At 63.2% G+C, this 14,916-nt stretch carries 15 protein-coding genes; 10 read left to right on the top strand and 5 right to left on the bottom strand.

Translation table 11 applies throughout. The annotated features are described in order from the left end of the window. Positions 1-2: 2 nt before the first annotated feature. Positions 3-575, top strand: a complete 573-nt coding sequence (gene ilvN, locus NGR_RS21280; protein WP_012708543.1) for an acetolactate synthase small subunit — start codon at positions 3-5, stop codon at positions 573-575. Between the two features lie 255 nt (positions 576-830). Here the strand turns inward: ilvN and NGR_RS21275 are convergent, their stop codons facing one another. After that, a complete protein-coding gene (locus NGR_RS21275; RefSeq protein WP_012708542.1) occupies positions 831-1,676 on the bottom strand; it encodes an aldo/keto reductase in 846 nt (281 codons plus the stop codon). Between the two features lie 495 nt (positions 1,677-2,171). On the opposite strand from NGR_RS21275, the gene NGR_RS21270 reads away from it, so the two are divergent. The 4 genes from NGR_RS21270 (at position 2,172) to NGR_RS21255 (ending at position 4,524) form a co-directional block, all read left to right on the top strand. Beyond that, complete coding sequence (locus NGR_RS21270) at positions 2,172-2,768, top strand: LysE family translocator (protein ID WP_012708540.1); 597 nt, start codon at positions 2,172-2,174, stop codon at positions 2,766-2,768. 91 nt (positions 2,769-2,859) lie between these two features. After that, the gene (gene nthA, locus NGR_RS21265; RefSeq protein WP_012708539.1) at positions 2,860-3,504 is read left to right on the top strand and encodes a nitrile hydratase subunit alpha; all 645 of its coding nucleotides are present in this window, start codon (positions 2,860-2,862) and stop codon (positions 3,502-3,504) included. Continuing rightward, positions 3,501-4,160 (top strand): nitrile hydratase subunit beta, encoded by a 660-nt coding sequence (nthB, locus tag NGR_RS21260; RefSeq protein ID WP_012708538.1) that lies wholly within the window; start codon positions 3,501-3,503, stop codon positions 4,158-4,160. The genes nthA and nthB overlap by 4 nt, the downstream gene beginning before the upstream one ends. Further along, on the top strand, positions 4,147-4,524 hold the full coding sequence (locus NGR_RS21255) for a nitrile hydratase accessory protein (protein ID WP_012708537.1): 378 nt from the start codon (positions 4,147-4,149) through the stop codon (positions 4,522-4,524). The genes nthB and NGR_RS21255 overlap by 14 nt, the downstream gene beginning before the upstream one ends. An 11-nt stretch (positions 4,525-4,535) precedes the next feature. Here the strand turns inward: NGR_RS21255 and NGR_RS21250 are convergent, their stop codons facing one another. The 4 genes from NGR_RS21250 to NGR_RS21235 all read right to left on the bottom strand — a co-directional run bounded on the left by NGR_RS21250 (position 4,536) and on the right by NGR_RS21235 (position 7,527). Next, positions 4,536-5,348 (bottom strand): anti-sigma factor family protein, encoded by an 813-nt coding sequence (locus NGR_RS21250; RefSeq protein WP_012708536.1) that lies wholly within the window; start codon positions 5,346-5,348, stop codon positions 4,536-4,538. Beyond that, the gene (locus NGR_RS21245; protein WP_012708535.1) at positions 5,345-5,893 is read right to left on the bottom strand and encodes an RNA polymerase sigma factor; all 549 of its coding nucleotides are present in this window, start codon (positions 5,891-5,893) and stop codon (positions 5,345-5,347) included. Before NGR_RS21245 ends, NGR_RS21250 begins: the two co-directional genes overlap by 4 nt. Next, the gene (locus tag NGR_RS21240; RefSeq protein ID WP_012708534.1) at positions 5,877-6,251 is read right to left on the bottom strand and encodes a COG4315 family predicted lipoprotein; all 375 of its coding nucleotides are present in this window, start codon (positions 6,249-6,251) and stop codon (positions 5,877-5,879) included. Before NGR_RS21240 ends, NGR_RS21245 begins: the two co-directional genes overlap by 17 nt. A gap of 187 nt (positions 6,252-6,438) precedes the next feature. Further along, entirely contained in the window at positions 6,439-7,527 is a 1,089-nt protein-coding gene (locus tag NGR_RS21235) for an AbrB family transcriptional regulator (RefSeq protein ID WP_164924390.1), read from the bottom strand. Between the two features lie 296 nt (positions 7,528-7,823). Here NGR_RS21235 and NGR_RS21230 point away from each other — a divergent pair, with 296 nt between their 5' ends. From NGR_RS21230 to NGR_RS21210, 5 genes are all read left to right on the top strand, one after another. After that, a complete protein-coding gene (locus NGR_RS21230; protein ID WP_012708532.1) occupies positions 7,824-8,951 on the top strand; it encodes an ATP-dependent DNA helicase in 1,128 nt (375 codons plus the stop codon). A gap of 10 nt (positions 8,952-8,961) precedes the next feature. Beyond that, on the top strand, positions 8,962-9,594 hold the full coding sequence (locus NGR_RS21225) for a LysE family translocator (RefSeq protein WP_012708531.1): 633 nt from the start codon (positions 8,962-8,964) through the stop codon (positions 9,592-9,594). A 229-nt stretch (positions 9,595-9,823) separates the two neighbouring features. Next, positions 9,824-12,898 carry an ATP-binding protein gene (locus NGR_RS21220; RefSeq protein ID WP_012708530.1) on the top strand — a complete coding sequence of 1,025 codons (3,075 nt, stop codon included), beginning with the start codon at positions 9,824-9,826 and terminating at the stop codon, positions 12,896-12,898. Further along, a complete protein-coding gene (locus NGR_RS21215; RefSeq protein ID WP_164924389.1) occupies positions 12,882-14,093 on the top strand; it encodes a YcaO-like family protein in 1,212 nt (403 codons plus the stop codon). Before NGR_RS21220 ends, NGR_RS21215 begins: the two co-directional genes overlap by 17 nt. Positions 14,094-14,097: 4 nt before the next feature. After that, on the top strand, positions 14,098-14,904 hold the full coding sequence (locus tag NGR_RS21210) for a TfuA-like protein (protein ID WP_012708528.1): 807 nt from the start codon (positions 14,098-14,100) through the stop codon (positions 14,902-14,904). The last annotated feature ends 12 nt before the right edge of the window (positions 14,905-14,916 follow it).

The raw sequence follows: 14,916 nt of genomic DNA, 5'->3' as shown, positions 1-14,916 counted from the left end.
GAATGAGCGCACATCTTCAACCGACGGGCTCCGCCTATTTCATCGCCAAGGAGACGGAGCTTGCGGAGACGCACACGCTCTCCGTCCTCGTCGACAACGAGCCGGGCGTGCTCGCCCGCGTCATCGGCCTGTTTTCCGGCCGCGGCTACAACATCGAGAGCCTGACGGTCTCCGAGACCGAGCATGAGGCGCATCTGTCGCGCATCACCATCGTCACGCGCGGTACGCCGCATGTGCTGGAGCAGATCAAGAACCAGCTTGAGCGTCTCGTGCCGGTGCATCGCGTCGTCGACCTGACGGTGCGCGCCGCAGGCCTCGGCCACGACCGGCCGGTCGAGCGGGAACTGGCACTCGTCAAGGTGCATGGCTCGGGCGAGCACCGCGTGGAAGCGCTCCGGCTTGCCGATGCCTTCCGCGCTTCGGTGATCGATGCCAATATCGACCACTTCGTCTTCGAGATCACCGGAAAGCCTTCGAAGATCGAGCAATTCATCGCCATCATGAAGCCGCTCGGGCTCATCGAGGTATGCCGCACCGGTATTGCCGCGATGAACCGCGGGCCGCAGGGGATGTGAGTCCGTATCGACAGACTGTATCCGGGGATTTGCCCCTCTCCTCGGGTTTAACCCGAGGACCAACCCTCTCCCCGCGCGCGGGGAGAGGGGATTTCTGAGGCGAAGCATTGCCGCGAGCCTCCTTCGCCCCGTGTGCGGGGAGAGGGGGACTTTTGGGGCGAAGCGTTGCCGCGGGTCTCCTTCGCCCCGCCTGCGGGGAGAAGGTGGCCGGCAGGCCGGATGAGGGGCAGTCTCAAAGGCGACTGCCTTCCGGCGTTAGATAACCTCCAGCCGCATCTTCTTCCTCGGCGGCGGAAAGACGCGGTCGAGCTCGGCGAGGTTCTCCGAGGTCAGGTGAATGTCCATCGCGTCGCGGTTTTCGCGGGCGCGTTCGGCAGAGCCGGTCTTCGGTATGGAGATGACGCCGGAGCGGGTCTTGAGAAAGGCAAGGGCGATCTGCGCAGGCGTCGCCTGGTGCGCCTTGGCGATATGGACCAGGTCGGTATCGTGGAGCAGGCGACCTTCATCAAGCGGCGAATAGGCCATGACCGGCACGCCACGGTCGCGGCACCAGGGCAGGAGGTCGTATTCGATGCCGCGGCGGGCGAGATTGTAAAGTACCTGGTTTGCCGCGGCGCTGCTGCCGTCCGGAACCGACTGCAACTCCTTCATGTCGTCGACATCGAAGTTCGAGACGCCCCAGGCGAGGATCTTGCCGGCCTTCTTCAGCTCCTCGAAAGCGGTGACGGTTTCGGCGAGCGGATAACCACCGCGCCAATGCAGCAGATAGAGGTCGATGCGGTCGGTGCCGAGATTGCGGAGACTTCGCTCGCAGGCGGCGAGCGTGCCCGACCGGCTGGCATTGGAGGGCAGCACCTTGCTGACGATAAAGGCTTCGTCTCGCCGATCCCTGACCGCTTCGCCGACGATGCCCTCGGCGCCGCCGTTGCCGTACATTTCCGCCGTGTCGATCAGCGTCATGCCAAGATCGAGTCCGACCTGGAGGCTGCGGATTTCGTCGGCCGCCTTCGCTCGGTTCTCGCCCATCTTCCAGGTTCCCTGACCGAGGACCGGGACCTTGCGCCCGTCGGGGAAAGCAGTGCTCGGAATCGTGTCGTGCATCACAGGCGCCTCGTTAGGTTGGATCCTGGCAAGATGGTATCCTGGCGAAAAAAGTCCATGTCCCTGCAATGAATCGCCAAAGCGACAAGGAATCCGATCAAGAAAAGCTGCGTCGTGCCTTGCGGAGAGCACAATCGCTCACTACATCGGGGTCATCGATGTTGATCGGCGATGTTGCTTTAGCGCTGAAGCGCCACGTCGCGAAGTCCTGCCGCAATCGGTTGGATAGTCGCTCAACACGGATGTCGTCTCCCTGCCTTTGACCACGGATGTACTGGCATTGGCAGGTCGAGAGGACGAGGAAGGTCGGGTTCGCCCGGCCTTTTTTGTTGCCACAATCTCTGATGCGAGACACTCCACCACATTCCGTTTGTGACCATGACAAGATTCTGACTGATCTTCGAATTTAGGTCAGCTAGCCTGACCTAAATTCAGGAATCGATCTGAGAAGGCTGACCTGCCGCCGATCTCCGATCGAAGCTCAGAGAGAAATATATGCAACCGGATACGCTTTTGGCACTTTTCTTGTTCGCCCTCACGACATCGATCACGCCAGGCCCCAACAACATGATGCTGTTTGCCTCGGGCGTGAATTTCGGCTTTGCCCGAACGATCCCGCATATGCTCGGCATCGGCGGCGGCTTTTTCGTTTTGTTGATCGCCGTCGGCCTGGGGCTTGGAGCACTGCTTCACTCCGTGCCGCTTCTCTATACGACGCTGAAGTTCGCCGGCGGTGCCTATCTCGTCTGGATCGCCTGGAAAATCGGCTCCTCGCGCTCGCTCGGCGAGGGCAAGGCGGGTGCGGTGCCTTTGACCTTCCTCCAGGCCGCCGCTTTCCAATGGGTCAATCCGAAAGCCTGGGTGATGGCAGTCTCGGCAATGGCCACCTATACCGGCGGCGACAGCTATCTCATGAGCGTGCTCGTCGTCGGTCTCGTCTTCGCGATCGTCAACGTGCCAAGCGTCTCCACCTGGGCGGGCTTCGGATCGGTGCTCAGGCAATGGCTTTCGGAGCCGGCGCGGCTCAAATGGTTCAACATCACCATGGCGGTGCTGCTCGTCGTCAGCCTTTGGCCGATGCTAAAGCAATGATGGCGCTCGGTGAAAATACTTTGATATGTTGATTCCGAATTCCGCCCTAATGCATTAGAAATAGCCGTGTTTCCGGCAGAGGAGGCGCAGAATGTCCGAGAATCATCGTGGCCCTGAAGACGATCACGGTCACCACCATCACGACAACCATTTCACCGATATGGAAGCCCGGGTGAAGGCTCTGGAAACGGTGCTGACCGAAAAGGGGCTGATCGATCCGGCGGCAATCGATGCGATCGTCGAGACTTACGAAACGAAGGTCGGGCCGCGCAACGGTGCCCGGGTCGTCGCCAAGGCCTGGAGCGATGCGGAGTTTGCCGACTGGCTGCAGCGTGATGCGACGGCGGCGATCGCCAGCCTCGGCTTTGCCGGTCGCCAAGGCGAGCATATGCGCGCCGTCTTCAACACGCCGGATACGCACAACCTCATCGTCTGCACGCTCTGTTCCTGCTATCCCTGGGCCGTGCTCGGCCTGCCGCCCGTCTGGTACAAGGCGCCGCCCTATCGCTCGCGCGCCGTCATCGACCCGCGCGGCGTGCTTGCCGAATTCGGGCTTGAGCTGTCGGTCGCGAAGAAGATCCGCGTCTGGGATTCGACGGCGGAACTGCGCTATCTCGTCGTGCCCGAACGGCCCGAGAGTACCGCGGGGCTCGGCGAGGAGGCGCTGGCCGCACTCGTCACGCGCGACTCGATGATCGGCACCGGGCTGGCATTATCACCGGAGGCAGCCCGATGAACGGACCGCACGACCTTGGCGGCCAGCACGGCCTTGGCCCGATCGCGCCGGAGAAGGACGAGCCCTGTTTCCATGCGGAATGGGAGAAACGGGCGCTCGGCATCACGCTCTCCTGCGGCGCCTTCGGCGCCTGGACGATCGACGAAAGCCGGCATGCGCGCGAAAGCCTGCCGCCTGCGACCTATCTCGCGGCAAGCTATTACGAAATCTGGACCCGGGCGCTGGAAACGCTGCTGAAGCGCCATGGCTTCGTGTCTCAAACGGAGCTCGATGCCGGCCATATGCTCGAAAAGGGGCGCGAGCCGAAGCGGGTGCTCAAGGCCGATATGGTGGCGGGCGTGCTCGCCAAAGGCGGGCCTTGCGACCGGCCCGTCGCTGCGCCGCCGCGTTTTGCTGTCGGCGAACGCGTACGCACAAAAAACTTCAATCCGGAAACCCACACGCGCCTGCCGCGCTATGCCCGCGCCAAGATGGGCGTCGTGGAAGCGGTGCAGGGCAGTTTTGTCTTCCCGGACGACAACGCTCACGGCGAGGGCGAGAACCCGCAATGGGTCTACACGGTCGTCTTCGATGGCGGCGAGGTCTGGGGCGAGGGCGCCGATCCGTCGCTGACCGTCTCGATCGACGCATGGGAGAGCTATCTTGAGCGCGTGTAACACCGCATCTCCGTTGGTCGCCTCCGCCGAACTGCCGAAATCGGCGGATGGCGATCCAGTCTTCGCCGAGCCGTGGCAGGCGGCGGCCTTCGCCATGACCGTCCGGCTCCACGAACAGGGCGTGTTTTCCTGGACGGAATGGGCCGAGGCACTTTCGGCTGAGCTTCACAAGCCCGAGCGCAAGGCCGACGGCAGCGACTACTACGATTGCTGGGTGGCGGCGCTCAGCCACCTCGTGGCGAACCTGTCGATCACCTCTGCCCCGGAACTCGAGGCGCTGGTCAGAAGCTGGCAGCGTGCCGCCGAGGCGACGCCGCACGGCAAGCCGATCATCCTGGAAAACGATCCGCGCCGGCAGGAATGAGCCAGCGGCCGCTACGATGCGTCGGCAGCCTCGAATTGCCGGTAGCATTCGTGGGCGACCTTCTGCAGGAGGTCGCGCGGTACCTCGCCGGTGACCGCGTAGCCGATCTCGCCGTCGATCCAGTAGAAGGTCCCGAGGGCGCCCTGGCTGGCAATGCGGAAGCTCGTTTCGCGATTGTCCCTGTTGCGGCCGAGGAGCACGGTCAGGCGCTGGCCGGAGCCATCCTCATACATCAGCATGGCGCCTGCCGTGCCATTGACGGGGATCAGCCGGCCGCCGACCAGCGAAAATCCGAGCGCCGAGAGATCGGGGATCTTCAACCCGTAATCGAGCCGCTTGCCGAGCCAGGTCGCCAGATGTGCCTGTTGGTCGGCCCCGACTTCGACCGGATGGCGCACTTCGCTCGCGTAGACGAGGAAGGCGGATTGCGCCTGGCGGGGAAGGCTGTCGGGGTTCTCAGCCGTTTCGAGCCGCTGATCGGGGGCAAGGGTGGGCGCGGCATAGATACCGGCAAGGACACCGGTCGCAAAAATCAGCAGGCCGGCGGCGATGCGACGGAGCGTGGTGGCGTGGGATGACGTGACGGCGTTGTCCTGGTCGAAACGGGCGGAAAGCAGCGCCCGATCGCCTTCATTGTCTCGGGCATAGGAAGCGAAATGTTGTTGCAGCGCAGCCGCCTGGGCCTGCCATTCGCGGACTTCTTGGGCGCGGACCGGGTGCCTTTCCAGCCAGGCTTCGACACGCTGCCGCTCCGGCTGGCCGAGATGGCCATCGACATAGGCGTGCAGTTCGTCTTCGGAGACGGTGCTGAATTCATCCGTCATTTCGGTCTCCGCAGGGTGATCACGTTGTCATCCTTCATCGCTTCGGCGAGCTGGCGGCGGGCGCGTGACAGGCGCGACATCACCGTGCCGATCGGAATGGCCATCATTTCCGCGACATCCTGATAGCGGTATCCTTCGATGACCACGAGCATCAGTACCGAGCGGTTCTCCGCCGACAGCCGATCCAGCGCGCGTTCGAGTAGGCGGCTTTGCAATGGATCGGCGTTTTGCTCTTCGGCAACGAGCCCAAGCGCCTCGTCGTATTCGACCTCGGGGTGCAGCGCGCGGTGGCGATGGCGGTTGCGATAGAGGTTGGTCATGATCGTGAAAACCCAGGCGCGCAGGTTCACGCCGCGCCATTGCTGACGGCGCGCCAGCACTTTCTCGACGCAATCCTGCAACAGGTCCTCGCCGTCCGAATCGGACCGCGCGAGGCTGCGCGAATAGCGCCTGAGCGCTGGCATCAGGCTGAGAACGTCCTCTTCGAAAGGGTCGGGCGCGGAAGCGTCCGCGCCCGCCTCCGAGCCGTCACGGCCGTGCGACATCCCATTCGCCCTTCACACCGTCACCGGTGATATCGCCCATCTTCTTGTCTTTTACCCAGAAATAGAGCGGCATGCCGTCCTTGGCCCATTGCTTGCTGCCGTCCTTGCGCTCGACGATCGAGTAAGCGCCTTCAGGCATTGCGTTGCCTTCCACCATGAAGGGTGGCCAGTTCTTGGCGCATTGATCATAGCAGGCGGAGACGCCCTTCTGGTCGTCCTTATACGTGTAAAGCGTCATGCCGTTGGCCGCGGCAAGCACGGGACCTTTTTCACTCTCCACCGTTTTTACCGGCGGCGCCGCGAACGCCGAGGCGGTCGTGGCAAGGGAAATGGCAATGGCCAATGCAAACGTTCTCATGGGTGGGTTCCTTCCTCAAGCCTACGAAGTTCACGCAACGCCGCACACCCGGCCTTGGCCAAGTGGCGGGCTATACGCGGAACCGGTTCCAGGTTCGCGAAGTGAGACACGGACGGTTCAGGATTTATTCCCGGCTCGCCCGCGAAAGTTGTGAGGGCGCATTTCGCGGGGTGGTCGGGTTCTCAATTCAGACGCGGTCGGCGACAAAACGGGCGAGGACCGGCCCGATGAGCGTAATGATCAGAAGCCGGGCGGTCTGCAGCGCCATGACGAAGGGCAAGTCGACATCGCTCGAGGCGGCGATGACGGCGATCGAATCGAGGCCGCCTGGACTGGTGGCGAGATAGGCGGTCAGCGGATCGATGCCGGCCGCCTTGATGAGCAGCACGGCAAGCGCGCCGGAAAAGGCCATGAGTACGAAGATGGAGACGAGCGTCGGCAAGAAGGCGCGGCGCGCATGCGCGATGATGCTGCGGGTGAAACTCAGCCCGATGTTCCAACCGAGCAGCGCGAAGGAAAGCGCTAGCAGCCATTGCGGCAATTCGATCGTCAACATGCCGGTGACATTGAGAGCGGAACCAATGGCGAAGGGAACGAGGAAGGCCCCGGCTGGCACGCGCAGCAACTTGCCGAGGAAGCCGCCGACGATGCCGACGGAAAGGGTCGCGAGGAAGGGCAGGCCGGCGACCGGCGCAAACCAGCGGGTCGCGGTCTCGGCCTCCGTGCCGCTGACCCAGAGATGTGCGACCATCGTCGCTGCGCCGGCGACGAAGACGACCCGCAGATACTGCATGAAGGCTACGAGACGGGCATCCGCACCATAAGCGTCCGCCATCAGCAGCATCGTCGAGGCGGCGCCGGCCGAGGACCCCCAGATCGCTGTCGTTCCAGGCAAGATGCGCATCCGGGTGATTGTCCAGCCGCAGAGCGTGCTGACGCCGATCACCGACAGGATGACGGCGAGGAAGAGCGGCCAATTGCTGGAAAAGGTCGCGAACAGATCGGGCCGCATCGAGCCGGCGATCATCATCGCCAGAACGACCTGGACGCAGAAAAAGAACTGGCGGGGTAGGCGGATCGTGCCGCCGTTCATGCCGACGAGCGCGCCGGCAACCATGGGTCCCATCAGCAGCCCGGCAGGAATGCCCGCCATTTCGAGCAGGGCAGCAAGAATCAGGGAAAGCGCGGCCAGCAGACACCATTGCCAAATCTGAGGCAAACGACCTACCCCGGTGCTCTCGGGCGTCATCGGCGTTGCGGGATGTTCCGGCTTCAAGGGTTTCTCCAGTGAGGAGGGCTTTTTCGCTGCTTGTGCACACAGTATGCAGCTGCTCGAGTTGTTAGCAGCATCGCGCGCGCCGATTCAAGGTGCCATGCCAAGAAACCGCTACAGCGATCTTCATGGAGAGTGGGCGTCCGGACGCAGTGCATGAGACCGATTGATGCCTCTCGAGCCGCAGAAGATTTCGCGCAAGTGCAGCGGTGCGGCATTGTGAGCGCCGAGACATCTCCGGCGGGGGTAGATGGAAATCCGGGCTTGCGCCGAGGCGCCGAATCCTGACACTTCAGCCCATGCAATTCGCTCCGCAACAGGATGAGGCCCTGAAGGCCGTTTCGCGTTGGCTGAAGGAAGGCCGCTCGCCGCTGTTCCGGCTGTTCGGCTATGCCGGGACCGGCAAGACGACGCTCGCCCGATACTTTGCCGAGCATGTCGACGGCGAGGTGCTTTTTGCGGCCTTCACCGGCAAGGCTGCGCAGGTGCTGCGATCCAAGGGGGCCAGCAATGCGAAGACCATCCATTCGCTGATCTACCGGCCGCGGGGCGAAGAGGAGGTCGAGGACGAGGAAACCGGCAAGACGTCGATTGCGCCGATGTTTGCAATCAACCGCCAGAGCCCCGTCGCCAAGGCGGCACTGATCATCATCGACGAATGCTCGATGGTCGACGAAGCGCTCGGCAAGGACCTGATGAGCTTCGGCACGCCAATTCTCGTGCTCGGCGACCCGGGGCAGCTGCCGCCGGTGACGGGCGGCGGCTATTTCACCAATCACGAACCGGACTATCTGCTGACCGACATTCACCGCCAGGCGCGCGACAACCCGATCATCCAGCTTGCCATGCATGTGCGCGAGGGCAAGGAGATCATGCATGGCGACTTCGGCACGGCGCAGATCATCTCCAAGGGCGAAGTGACCCAGCCTCTGGTGCTAGAGGCCGACCAAGTGCTTGTCGGCACCAACCGGACGCGGCGGCGCTACAACCAGCGTCTGCGCGAGCTGAAGGGCTTTACGAGCGAGTATCCGCAATCGGGCGACAAGCTCGTCTGCCTCAGGAATGATCCGGCCAAGGGCTTGCTCAACGGTTCGCTCTGGCAGGTGATGAGCTCGTCGAAGGAGACGGTTAAGCCGGGGATCAACCTGATGATCCGCCCCGAGGACGACGACATGGATCGCGGCGCGGCGAAGATCAAGCTGCTGAAAGCGGCCTTCGAGGACGTTGAGGGCGAAATTCCCTGGTCCACCCGCAAACGCTACGACGAATTCGATTACGGCTATGCGCTGACCGTGCACAAGGCGCAGGGCTCGCAATGGGACAATGTCGTGCTCTTCGACGAGAGCTGGGCCTTCCGCGACACGCGCGAACGCTGGCTCTATACGGCAATCACCCGCGCGGCGGAGCGCCTGACGATCGTCAGGTGAGGAGACAACAATGCCGTCGACCGGATTGCTGATCACTTTTCTCATCACCACTGCCGTCTTCGCCTATGTGCCGGGACCGGCCATGCTCTACGCGACCGCCCAGACGGTTGCGCGCGGCCGCTGGTCCGGCTTGATGGCGACGTTCGGTATTCATGTCGGCGGCTATGTGCACGTTGCTGCGGCCGCGGCGGGGCTTTCGGCGCTCTTTCATGCCGTGCCCACGCTCTATCTGACCGTCAAACTCGCCGGCGCCGCCTATCTGATCTGGATGGGCGTGTCACTCTTCCGTGCAAAGGTGCATGGCGAAGCCAACCTGCCGGACGTCCAGGCGAAATCGGGAAAACGTGCGTTTTTCGAGAGCATCGCAGTCGAGATTCTCAACCCGAAGACTGCGATCTTCTTCGTTGCCTTCCTGCCGCAGTTCGTCGATGCCTCGGCGTCGCTACCCGTCTGGCTTCAGTTCGTCGTCCTCGGATCGGTCGTCAACCTGATGTTCTCGTCGGCGGATATTCTTTGTGTCGTGCTCGCCGGTGCGCTTCTATCGAGGCTCAAGCGTTCAAGTCGGACGCAGCGCCTGGTGCAACGCATCGGCGGCGCGACCCTCGTCGGATTGGGCGCCCATCTCGCCCTGCAGAAGAGCTGACAGTATGGGCCGCGTATTGGAGCGGCGAGATCGTTGCAACTCTGCGCCGATTGACATAGACCGGTCCGACGAGCAGCCTTGGCTTCGCCAAGGGAAGGAGAGCGAGTAGACTTACCAGCGCGTCTCCTCAGACGAGATATTTCAGGAATTGCAAGAAACAGATTATTTGTCGTGAACATGCGCGTCTAAGTCTCACGGAAGCGCGCTGCCGAATGCGGGGTGGTGGTGCATGCTGCGCGAAAGCCGAACCAATACACCACGAAGAGCAGCCAGCCGCACTACCCGTGCCGGCGGTCCCGCCGCGCCTGGCAGCGAGCGCCGCATCGTCACGGCGCTCTGCTACGATCTCGTCGGGTCGACCGATCTTTTGCATGTCATGGACATCGAGGATTATCAGGACCTGATGTCCGCCTTTCAGGAGTCGAGCAGGCAGTCGATCGCGTCGCACTCCGGCGTGATGCAGCACGAGGCCGGCGACGGCGGCGTGGCACTGTTTCCGATCGATCTCGACGCCAAGGATGCTGCTTCGCTGGCGATCCGCGCCGGCCTGGCAATCGTTGACGGCTGCAAGAGCGTCGGCCAAGAGGGCGGACGGGATGACCTCCGCGTCCGCGTCGGGATCGCCACGTCCGCGGCCCTCATCCGCGATATGGAACGGGAGAGCTGGCTTCAGGAGCCCGTCACCGGCGCGGCACTCGCCATGGCGGCCCGCCTACAAGTGATCGCCGAGCCGAACGGCGTCCTGGTTTCCGAGGAGACGCGAAACCTGGCCGGGCGATCGCATGCCTTCGTATTCCAGGGCAGCAAGACGCTCAAGGGCTTCTCGGCACCCGAGAAAGTGTGGCGGGCGCTTGGACACAAGATGGAGGTTGACCGCTTCTATGCATATGGCCGGCTGGGCGGTCCCTTCATCAACCGCGAGAGCGAGCTGAATACGATCGTGCGTACCTGGGATGGCGTCCTTGCCGGGCGGGGCGCAAGTCTCATCATCGAGGGGGATGCCGGCATCGGCAAGTCCCGCCTTCTGCGGGAGATCCGCAGGAAGACGCGGGATCGGCGCTCGAAGCTGTTTTTCTTCCAGTGCCTCCCCGGCGGCTTGCGCTCGACGCTGCATCCGCTGCTGCACAGCTTTCCCGTGTCGACGACGAGACATGGGCAGATGGGCGTCACGGCCTCCGACGTGGCGACATTGTTCGGGCGCAACGGCATCGAGGACAAGGAGGCGATCGATGTCTTCGCCTATCTGCTTGGCGCGGAAGGACAAAACCAGAGCCTCGCCAATGATAATCCCAAGGCGATCCGCGAGAAAGCGCACCGGGCGCTCTTGCGGACGCTGGAAGCGGTCTGCCGAGGCGGCCCCGTGGTCATAGCGGTCGAGGACATCCATTGGATAGATCCGACCTCGCGCGACCTGCTCGGCGAGGCGGCCCGGCTCATTGATCAGTTCCCGATCTTTCTCGTCTTGACGTCGCGGCGCGGTTCACCCGCCGTATGGCTGGACGCGGCGAACCCGCTGCGGCTGTCGTTGCGTCCTCTGGACAGTGACGAAACGCGGCGGGCGATCCGGGCGAAATGGCCGGAGCATCGGCTGGCGAGGCTGCCGGAACTCTTCGAAGTGGCGGAACGCATATCCGGCGGCGTTCCTCTGTTCATCGAGGAAATCTGCCAATGGGCCTCCCAAGATGCCGAAGCGGATGAGGCGAGCCTGTCGGAGAACATGAAGCCGGCCCATCTGTCGGCGTTCGAATCCATACTGGACGCGCGGCTGCAGCATCTGGGTCCGGCCAGAGAAGTGGCGCGAGCGGCAGCGGCGGCCGGTACGCAGGTGACCTTGCCTCTGCTGCGTGTGCTGCTGCCCGACTTCAGCAAGAAGGCAATCGCCAGCGCGGCCGATACGCTGTGCGAGACCGGGTTCCTGACGCGGGTTCGGGCACCCGGGCGCATTGCCTACGGTTTTCGCCACGTGCTGATCCAGGAGACGATCTACAACGCGCTGCTGCGCAAACAGCGGCAGGTGTTGCACCGGCGGCTATTTGGCGCCGTCGGCCAGAACCGCGGCATGGCCGCCTGGATCGACACCGGCGCACTGGCTGAACACGCGGAGCGGGCTGGCCTCCTCGAGAATGCAGTCGAACTGCTGATCGCCGCCGGGAAGGAGAGTTCGAGCCGCTCGGCGATGATCGAGGCGCGCCAGTATCTGGAACATGCGCTGAGACTTTGCAGCCAATTGGGCGAGGGGCGCCCCGTCGAGACGTTGCAGCTTGCTGCGCTGACGGCGCTCGGGCCGATCCTGACTGGCCTAGTGGGGCTGAATTCGCCCCCCGCGCGCAAGCTCTATGAAGACGGGGTTGAAATCGCCCGACGGCAGCCGATGGACGAGCAGTCGAAGTGGTTCCCGATCTATTGGGGCTGGTGGTTTACCGGTTCGAATTTCCGCGTCATGCACGACCGGGCCCTGGAGGTCCAGGCCATGTTGGCGAGGGCCGACGATCCGGAGATCCAACTGCAGGTGAACCATTGTATCTGGGCCATCGATTTCAATCTCGGCCGGCATCGGGAGACCCAGGAGGCGATCAAGGCCGGCTTGGCGCTCTATGACGAGCAAACGGCAAGGAGAAGCCGGATGGAATTCGGCGGGCATGACGCGAAGGTGTGCGCGCTCGGCCAGTTCGCCCTTTCCCTGTGGCTGACGGGGCAAACGAAGGCCTCGGACACGGCGCTGTCCAAGATGATCGCTTTCGTCGACCGCATAGCGCATGCGCCGAGCAAGGCGCATTCGCTCGATACCGAAGCCGTATCGGCGTTTTATCGGGACGACTTCGAGCGCCTCACTGAAGTTACCGAACGGATGGCGCATTTTGCCACGAAGCACGAGATGCAGTCCCTGTCCGGCCTGTCGCTGCTCTTCGGGGGCTGGGCCGAGGCACATAAGGGCAGTCTTGACGATGGGCACAGCGCTTTTAGGGAGGGCCTTTCGCTTCTCAGAAAATTGGGCGCGGTCGCGGATCTGCCGATCTACCTCTACATGCACGCCACCCTGCTTGGACGGGCGTGCAAGACGGGCGAGGCGATCGACATTGTGAACGAGGCTATCCAAAAGGCCGAGGAAACCGGCCATGCCTATTGGCTGGCGGAACTGCACCGGTGTCGAGCCGTTCTCAACGCCCAAGCGGGGGCGCATCGGGATGTGCTCGCTGAAGATCTGCGATCGGCCATCGATATTGCAGAAGGCCAGGGAGCGATGGCCCTTGCCAAGCGCGCCCGACAGTCGGTTCAGGAGTTCGGCGTTGTCGTCAGGTGCTGATCGCAGTCGCCTGAATGAAGGGCTGGCCGATTTTCATACGGCGATCTTTTCAGACCTACGCGCCTTTCTTTCCATAACCTCCAACCCCGAGGAGACCAAGCGTCGCTTCCAGGCGCTTTTGCCACTCTGCCGAAGAGCGCGAATAACGCGGATCGGCGACCTGACGGGGCTGGATCGACTCGGACTCCCCGTGGTGCAAGCCGTTCGTCCGGCGGCATTGTCAGAGGTGACGTCCCTGGGGCGGGGCCTCACGACGGCGGAAGCGTCGATGGGCGCAATCATGGAATCACTGGAGCGCTATTATGCCGAAGCTATTCCGGCCGAGCGCGTCTTCCTGGCGACCGCCGAGGAGCTCGAAATTGCCGACGGCCTCTTTGACAATCTAGTCGTGGCCAGATCGGGAAACTGGCGGACGAAGATCTTGCCTTGGATCGCCGGTCTCGATGTCGCCACAGGTCATGCGCTGCCGGTTCCCGTAGAGCTGGTCCACACTCGCTACACGGATCCGCCGCCGGTCCACGATGGCTGGTTTGCACGCACGACAACGGGGCTTGCCTGCCATATGGAGGCCCGCGGCGCCTATCTGCACGGCCTGTTCGAATGCGTCGAGCGCGATGCCATTGCCCGCGCCTTCGCGACGCACGGATTCTTCGACCGGATGCGCATTGCCGTGACGGGGCTCGGCCAACGGGTGGATCATATCCGCGCTATCGCGGAAGCCTGCGGGATATCCTTCGCGCTGTGGCATGCCCCTTCGCCGGCCGGCATTCCGGTCATCTGGTGCCAGACGATCGAGACGGGTCCCGGCGAACCGATCCTTGCCCTGCCGACTGAAGGCTATGCCGCCGGTCCGAGCGTCGAAGCTGCGGCCGCAAGCGCCATGCTCGAGGCGCTGGCGGCCAGGGCAGGAGCGATTTCCGGTGCTCGCGATGACCAGACGAGAGCACACTACAAGAGAAGCACCGAGGTGGTCGTTGCGAGAGCCCGCGAGCTTATTGTCGCGGAAGGTTCCGCAAGACCGATCGCGCCAGCCGCTTTGCCTGCGTTCGTCGATTCCGGCTCCCTGCTGAACGGCATCGTCGCCGCCGGCCTCGGTCCTGTCGTCGCCGTCCCGGTGGGGCATGATCGCGAAACGGGCGTCCGCTGCGTGAGGACGGTCCTTGCCCGCGCATACCCATTCAATGTTGTACGGTGAGCAGATGGCGGATGCGAGCGAAGAGGGTCCGATCCTGGTGTTTCTCGGTCCGACGCTTCGGATTGCCGAGGCCGAGGCGGTGCTCGACGCCATCTATCTGCAACCCGCCGCGCAGGGTGACATTCTGTTGGCCGCCCATGCTTTCCGCCCGCGTGCCATGATCCTGATCGACGGCCAGTTCGAAGACCGGCCGGCCGTCAGGCACAAGGAGATCCTCTGGGCGATGGCGCAGGGAATTCTCATGGTCGGAGCCGCCAGCATGGGGGCGCTGCGGGCGGCCGAACTCAGCGACTTCGGAATGATCGGCGTCGGGCTGATCTACCGATGGTATCGGCGATGGGCTCTTTCGTCGCCAAGAGACGTTTGCGGGTCGCCTCCCGCACTGACACCGGACGATGCGGTGGCCGTGCATTCGGGGCCGGCGGAGCTCGGCTTTATGCAACTAACTGACTCGCTCGTCGATCTGCAGCGGACCTTTTCCGTTCTGATGCGCAGCAAGATCATTACGCCTGCCGAACGTGCGCTGCTCACAACAATGGCGCGAAATATGAACTTTCGCGAGCGCACGCTCGCGACTATAGTGGGTGCGGCGGGATGGCCGGACGGCCGCGTCCAAGAACTGCGGCAGACGATGGTAAGCCAAAAAAGACAGGACGCTCTCCTGGCGCTTGGCGCCGCGCCGAGCCTTGTGCGACGGGCACGGACGGCAGGCGGCGGCGATTCTTGGATGGCGACGAACACCTTCATGCGGGACCTGGAAGCCGGCGGCATTGACTCAAAATTAGTGAACACTTATAAATTCAATCCCTGATTGCCGGATTTC

It is taken from the genome of Sinorhizobium fredii NGR234, from assembly GCF_000018545.1.
In the GTDB taxonomy this organism is placed as follows: domain Bacteria; phylum Pseudomonadota; class Alphaproteobacteria; order Rhizobiales; family Rhizobiaceae; genus Sinorhizobium; species Sinorhizobium fredii_A.
Note: the sequence above shows the minus strand (reverse complement) of the source record. Positions and strands in the feature narration are given on the sequence as shown.

What these genes read in the sequence shown, in the direction of transcription:
- NGR_RS21270 (WP_012708540.1), top strand. Translation starts at nt 2,172, where the DNA reads ATGCAACCGGATACGCTTTTGGCACTTTTCTTGTTCGCCCTCACGACA.
- NGR_RS21250 (WP_012708536.1), bottom strand. Translation starts at nt 5,348, where the DNA reads ATGACGGATGAATTCAGCACCGTCTCCGAAGACGAACTGCACGCCTAT.
- NGR_RS21245 (WP_012708535.1), bottom strand. Translation starts at nt 5,893, where the DNA reads ATGTCGCACGGCCGTGACGGCTCGGAGGCGGGCGCGGACGCTTCCGCG.
- NGR_RS21230 (WP_012708532.1), top strand. Translation starts at nt 7,824, where the DNA reads ATGCAATTCGCTCCGCAACAGGATGAGGCCCTGAAGGCCGTTTCGCGT.
- nthA (WP_012708539.1), top strand. Translation starts at nt 2,860, where the DNA reads ATGTCCGAGAATCATCGTGGCCCTGAAGACGATCACGGTCACCACCAT.
- nthB (WP_012708538.1), top strand. Translation starts at nt 3,501, where the DNA reads ATGAACGGACCGCACGACCTTGGCGGCCAGCACGGCCTTGGCCCGATC.
- NGR_RS21210 (WP_012708528.1), top strand. Translation starts at nt 14,098, where the DNA reads ATGGCGGATGCGAGCGAAGAGGGTCCGATCCTGGTGTTTCTCGGTCCG.
- NGR_RS21225 (WP_012708531.1), top strand. Translation starts at nt 8,962, where the DNA reads ATGCCGTCGACCGGATTGCTGATCACTTTTCTCATCACCACTGCCGTC.
- NGR_RS21220 (WP_012708530.1), top strand. Translation starts at nt 9,824, where the DNA reads ATGCTGCGCGAAAGCCGAACCAATACACCACGAAGAGCAGCCAGCCGC.
- NGR_RS21240 (WP_012708534.1), bottom strand. Translation starts at nt 6,251, where the DNA reads ATGAGAACGTTTGCATTGGCCATTGCCATTTCCCTTGCCACGACCGCC.
- ilvN (WP_012708543.1), top strand. Translation starts at nt 3, where the DNA reads ATGAGCGCACATCTTCAACCGACGGGCTCCGCCTATTTCATCGCCAAG.
- NGR_RS21275 (WP_012708542.1), bottom strand. Translation starts at nt 1,676, where the DNA reads ATGCACGACACGATTCCGAGCACTGCTTTCCCCGACGGGCGCAAGGTC.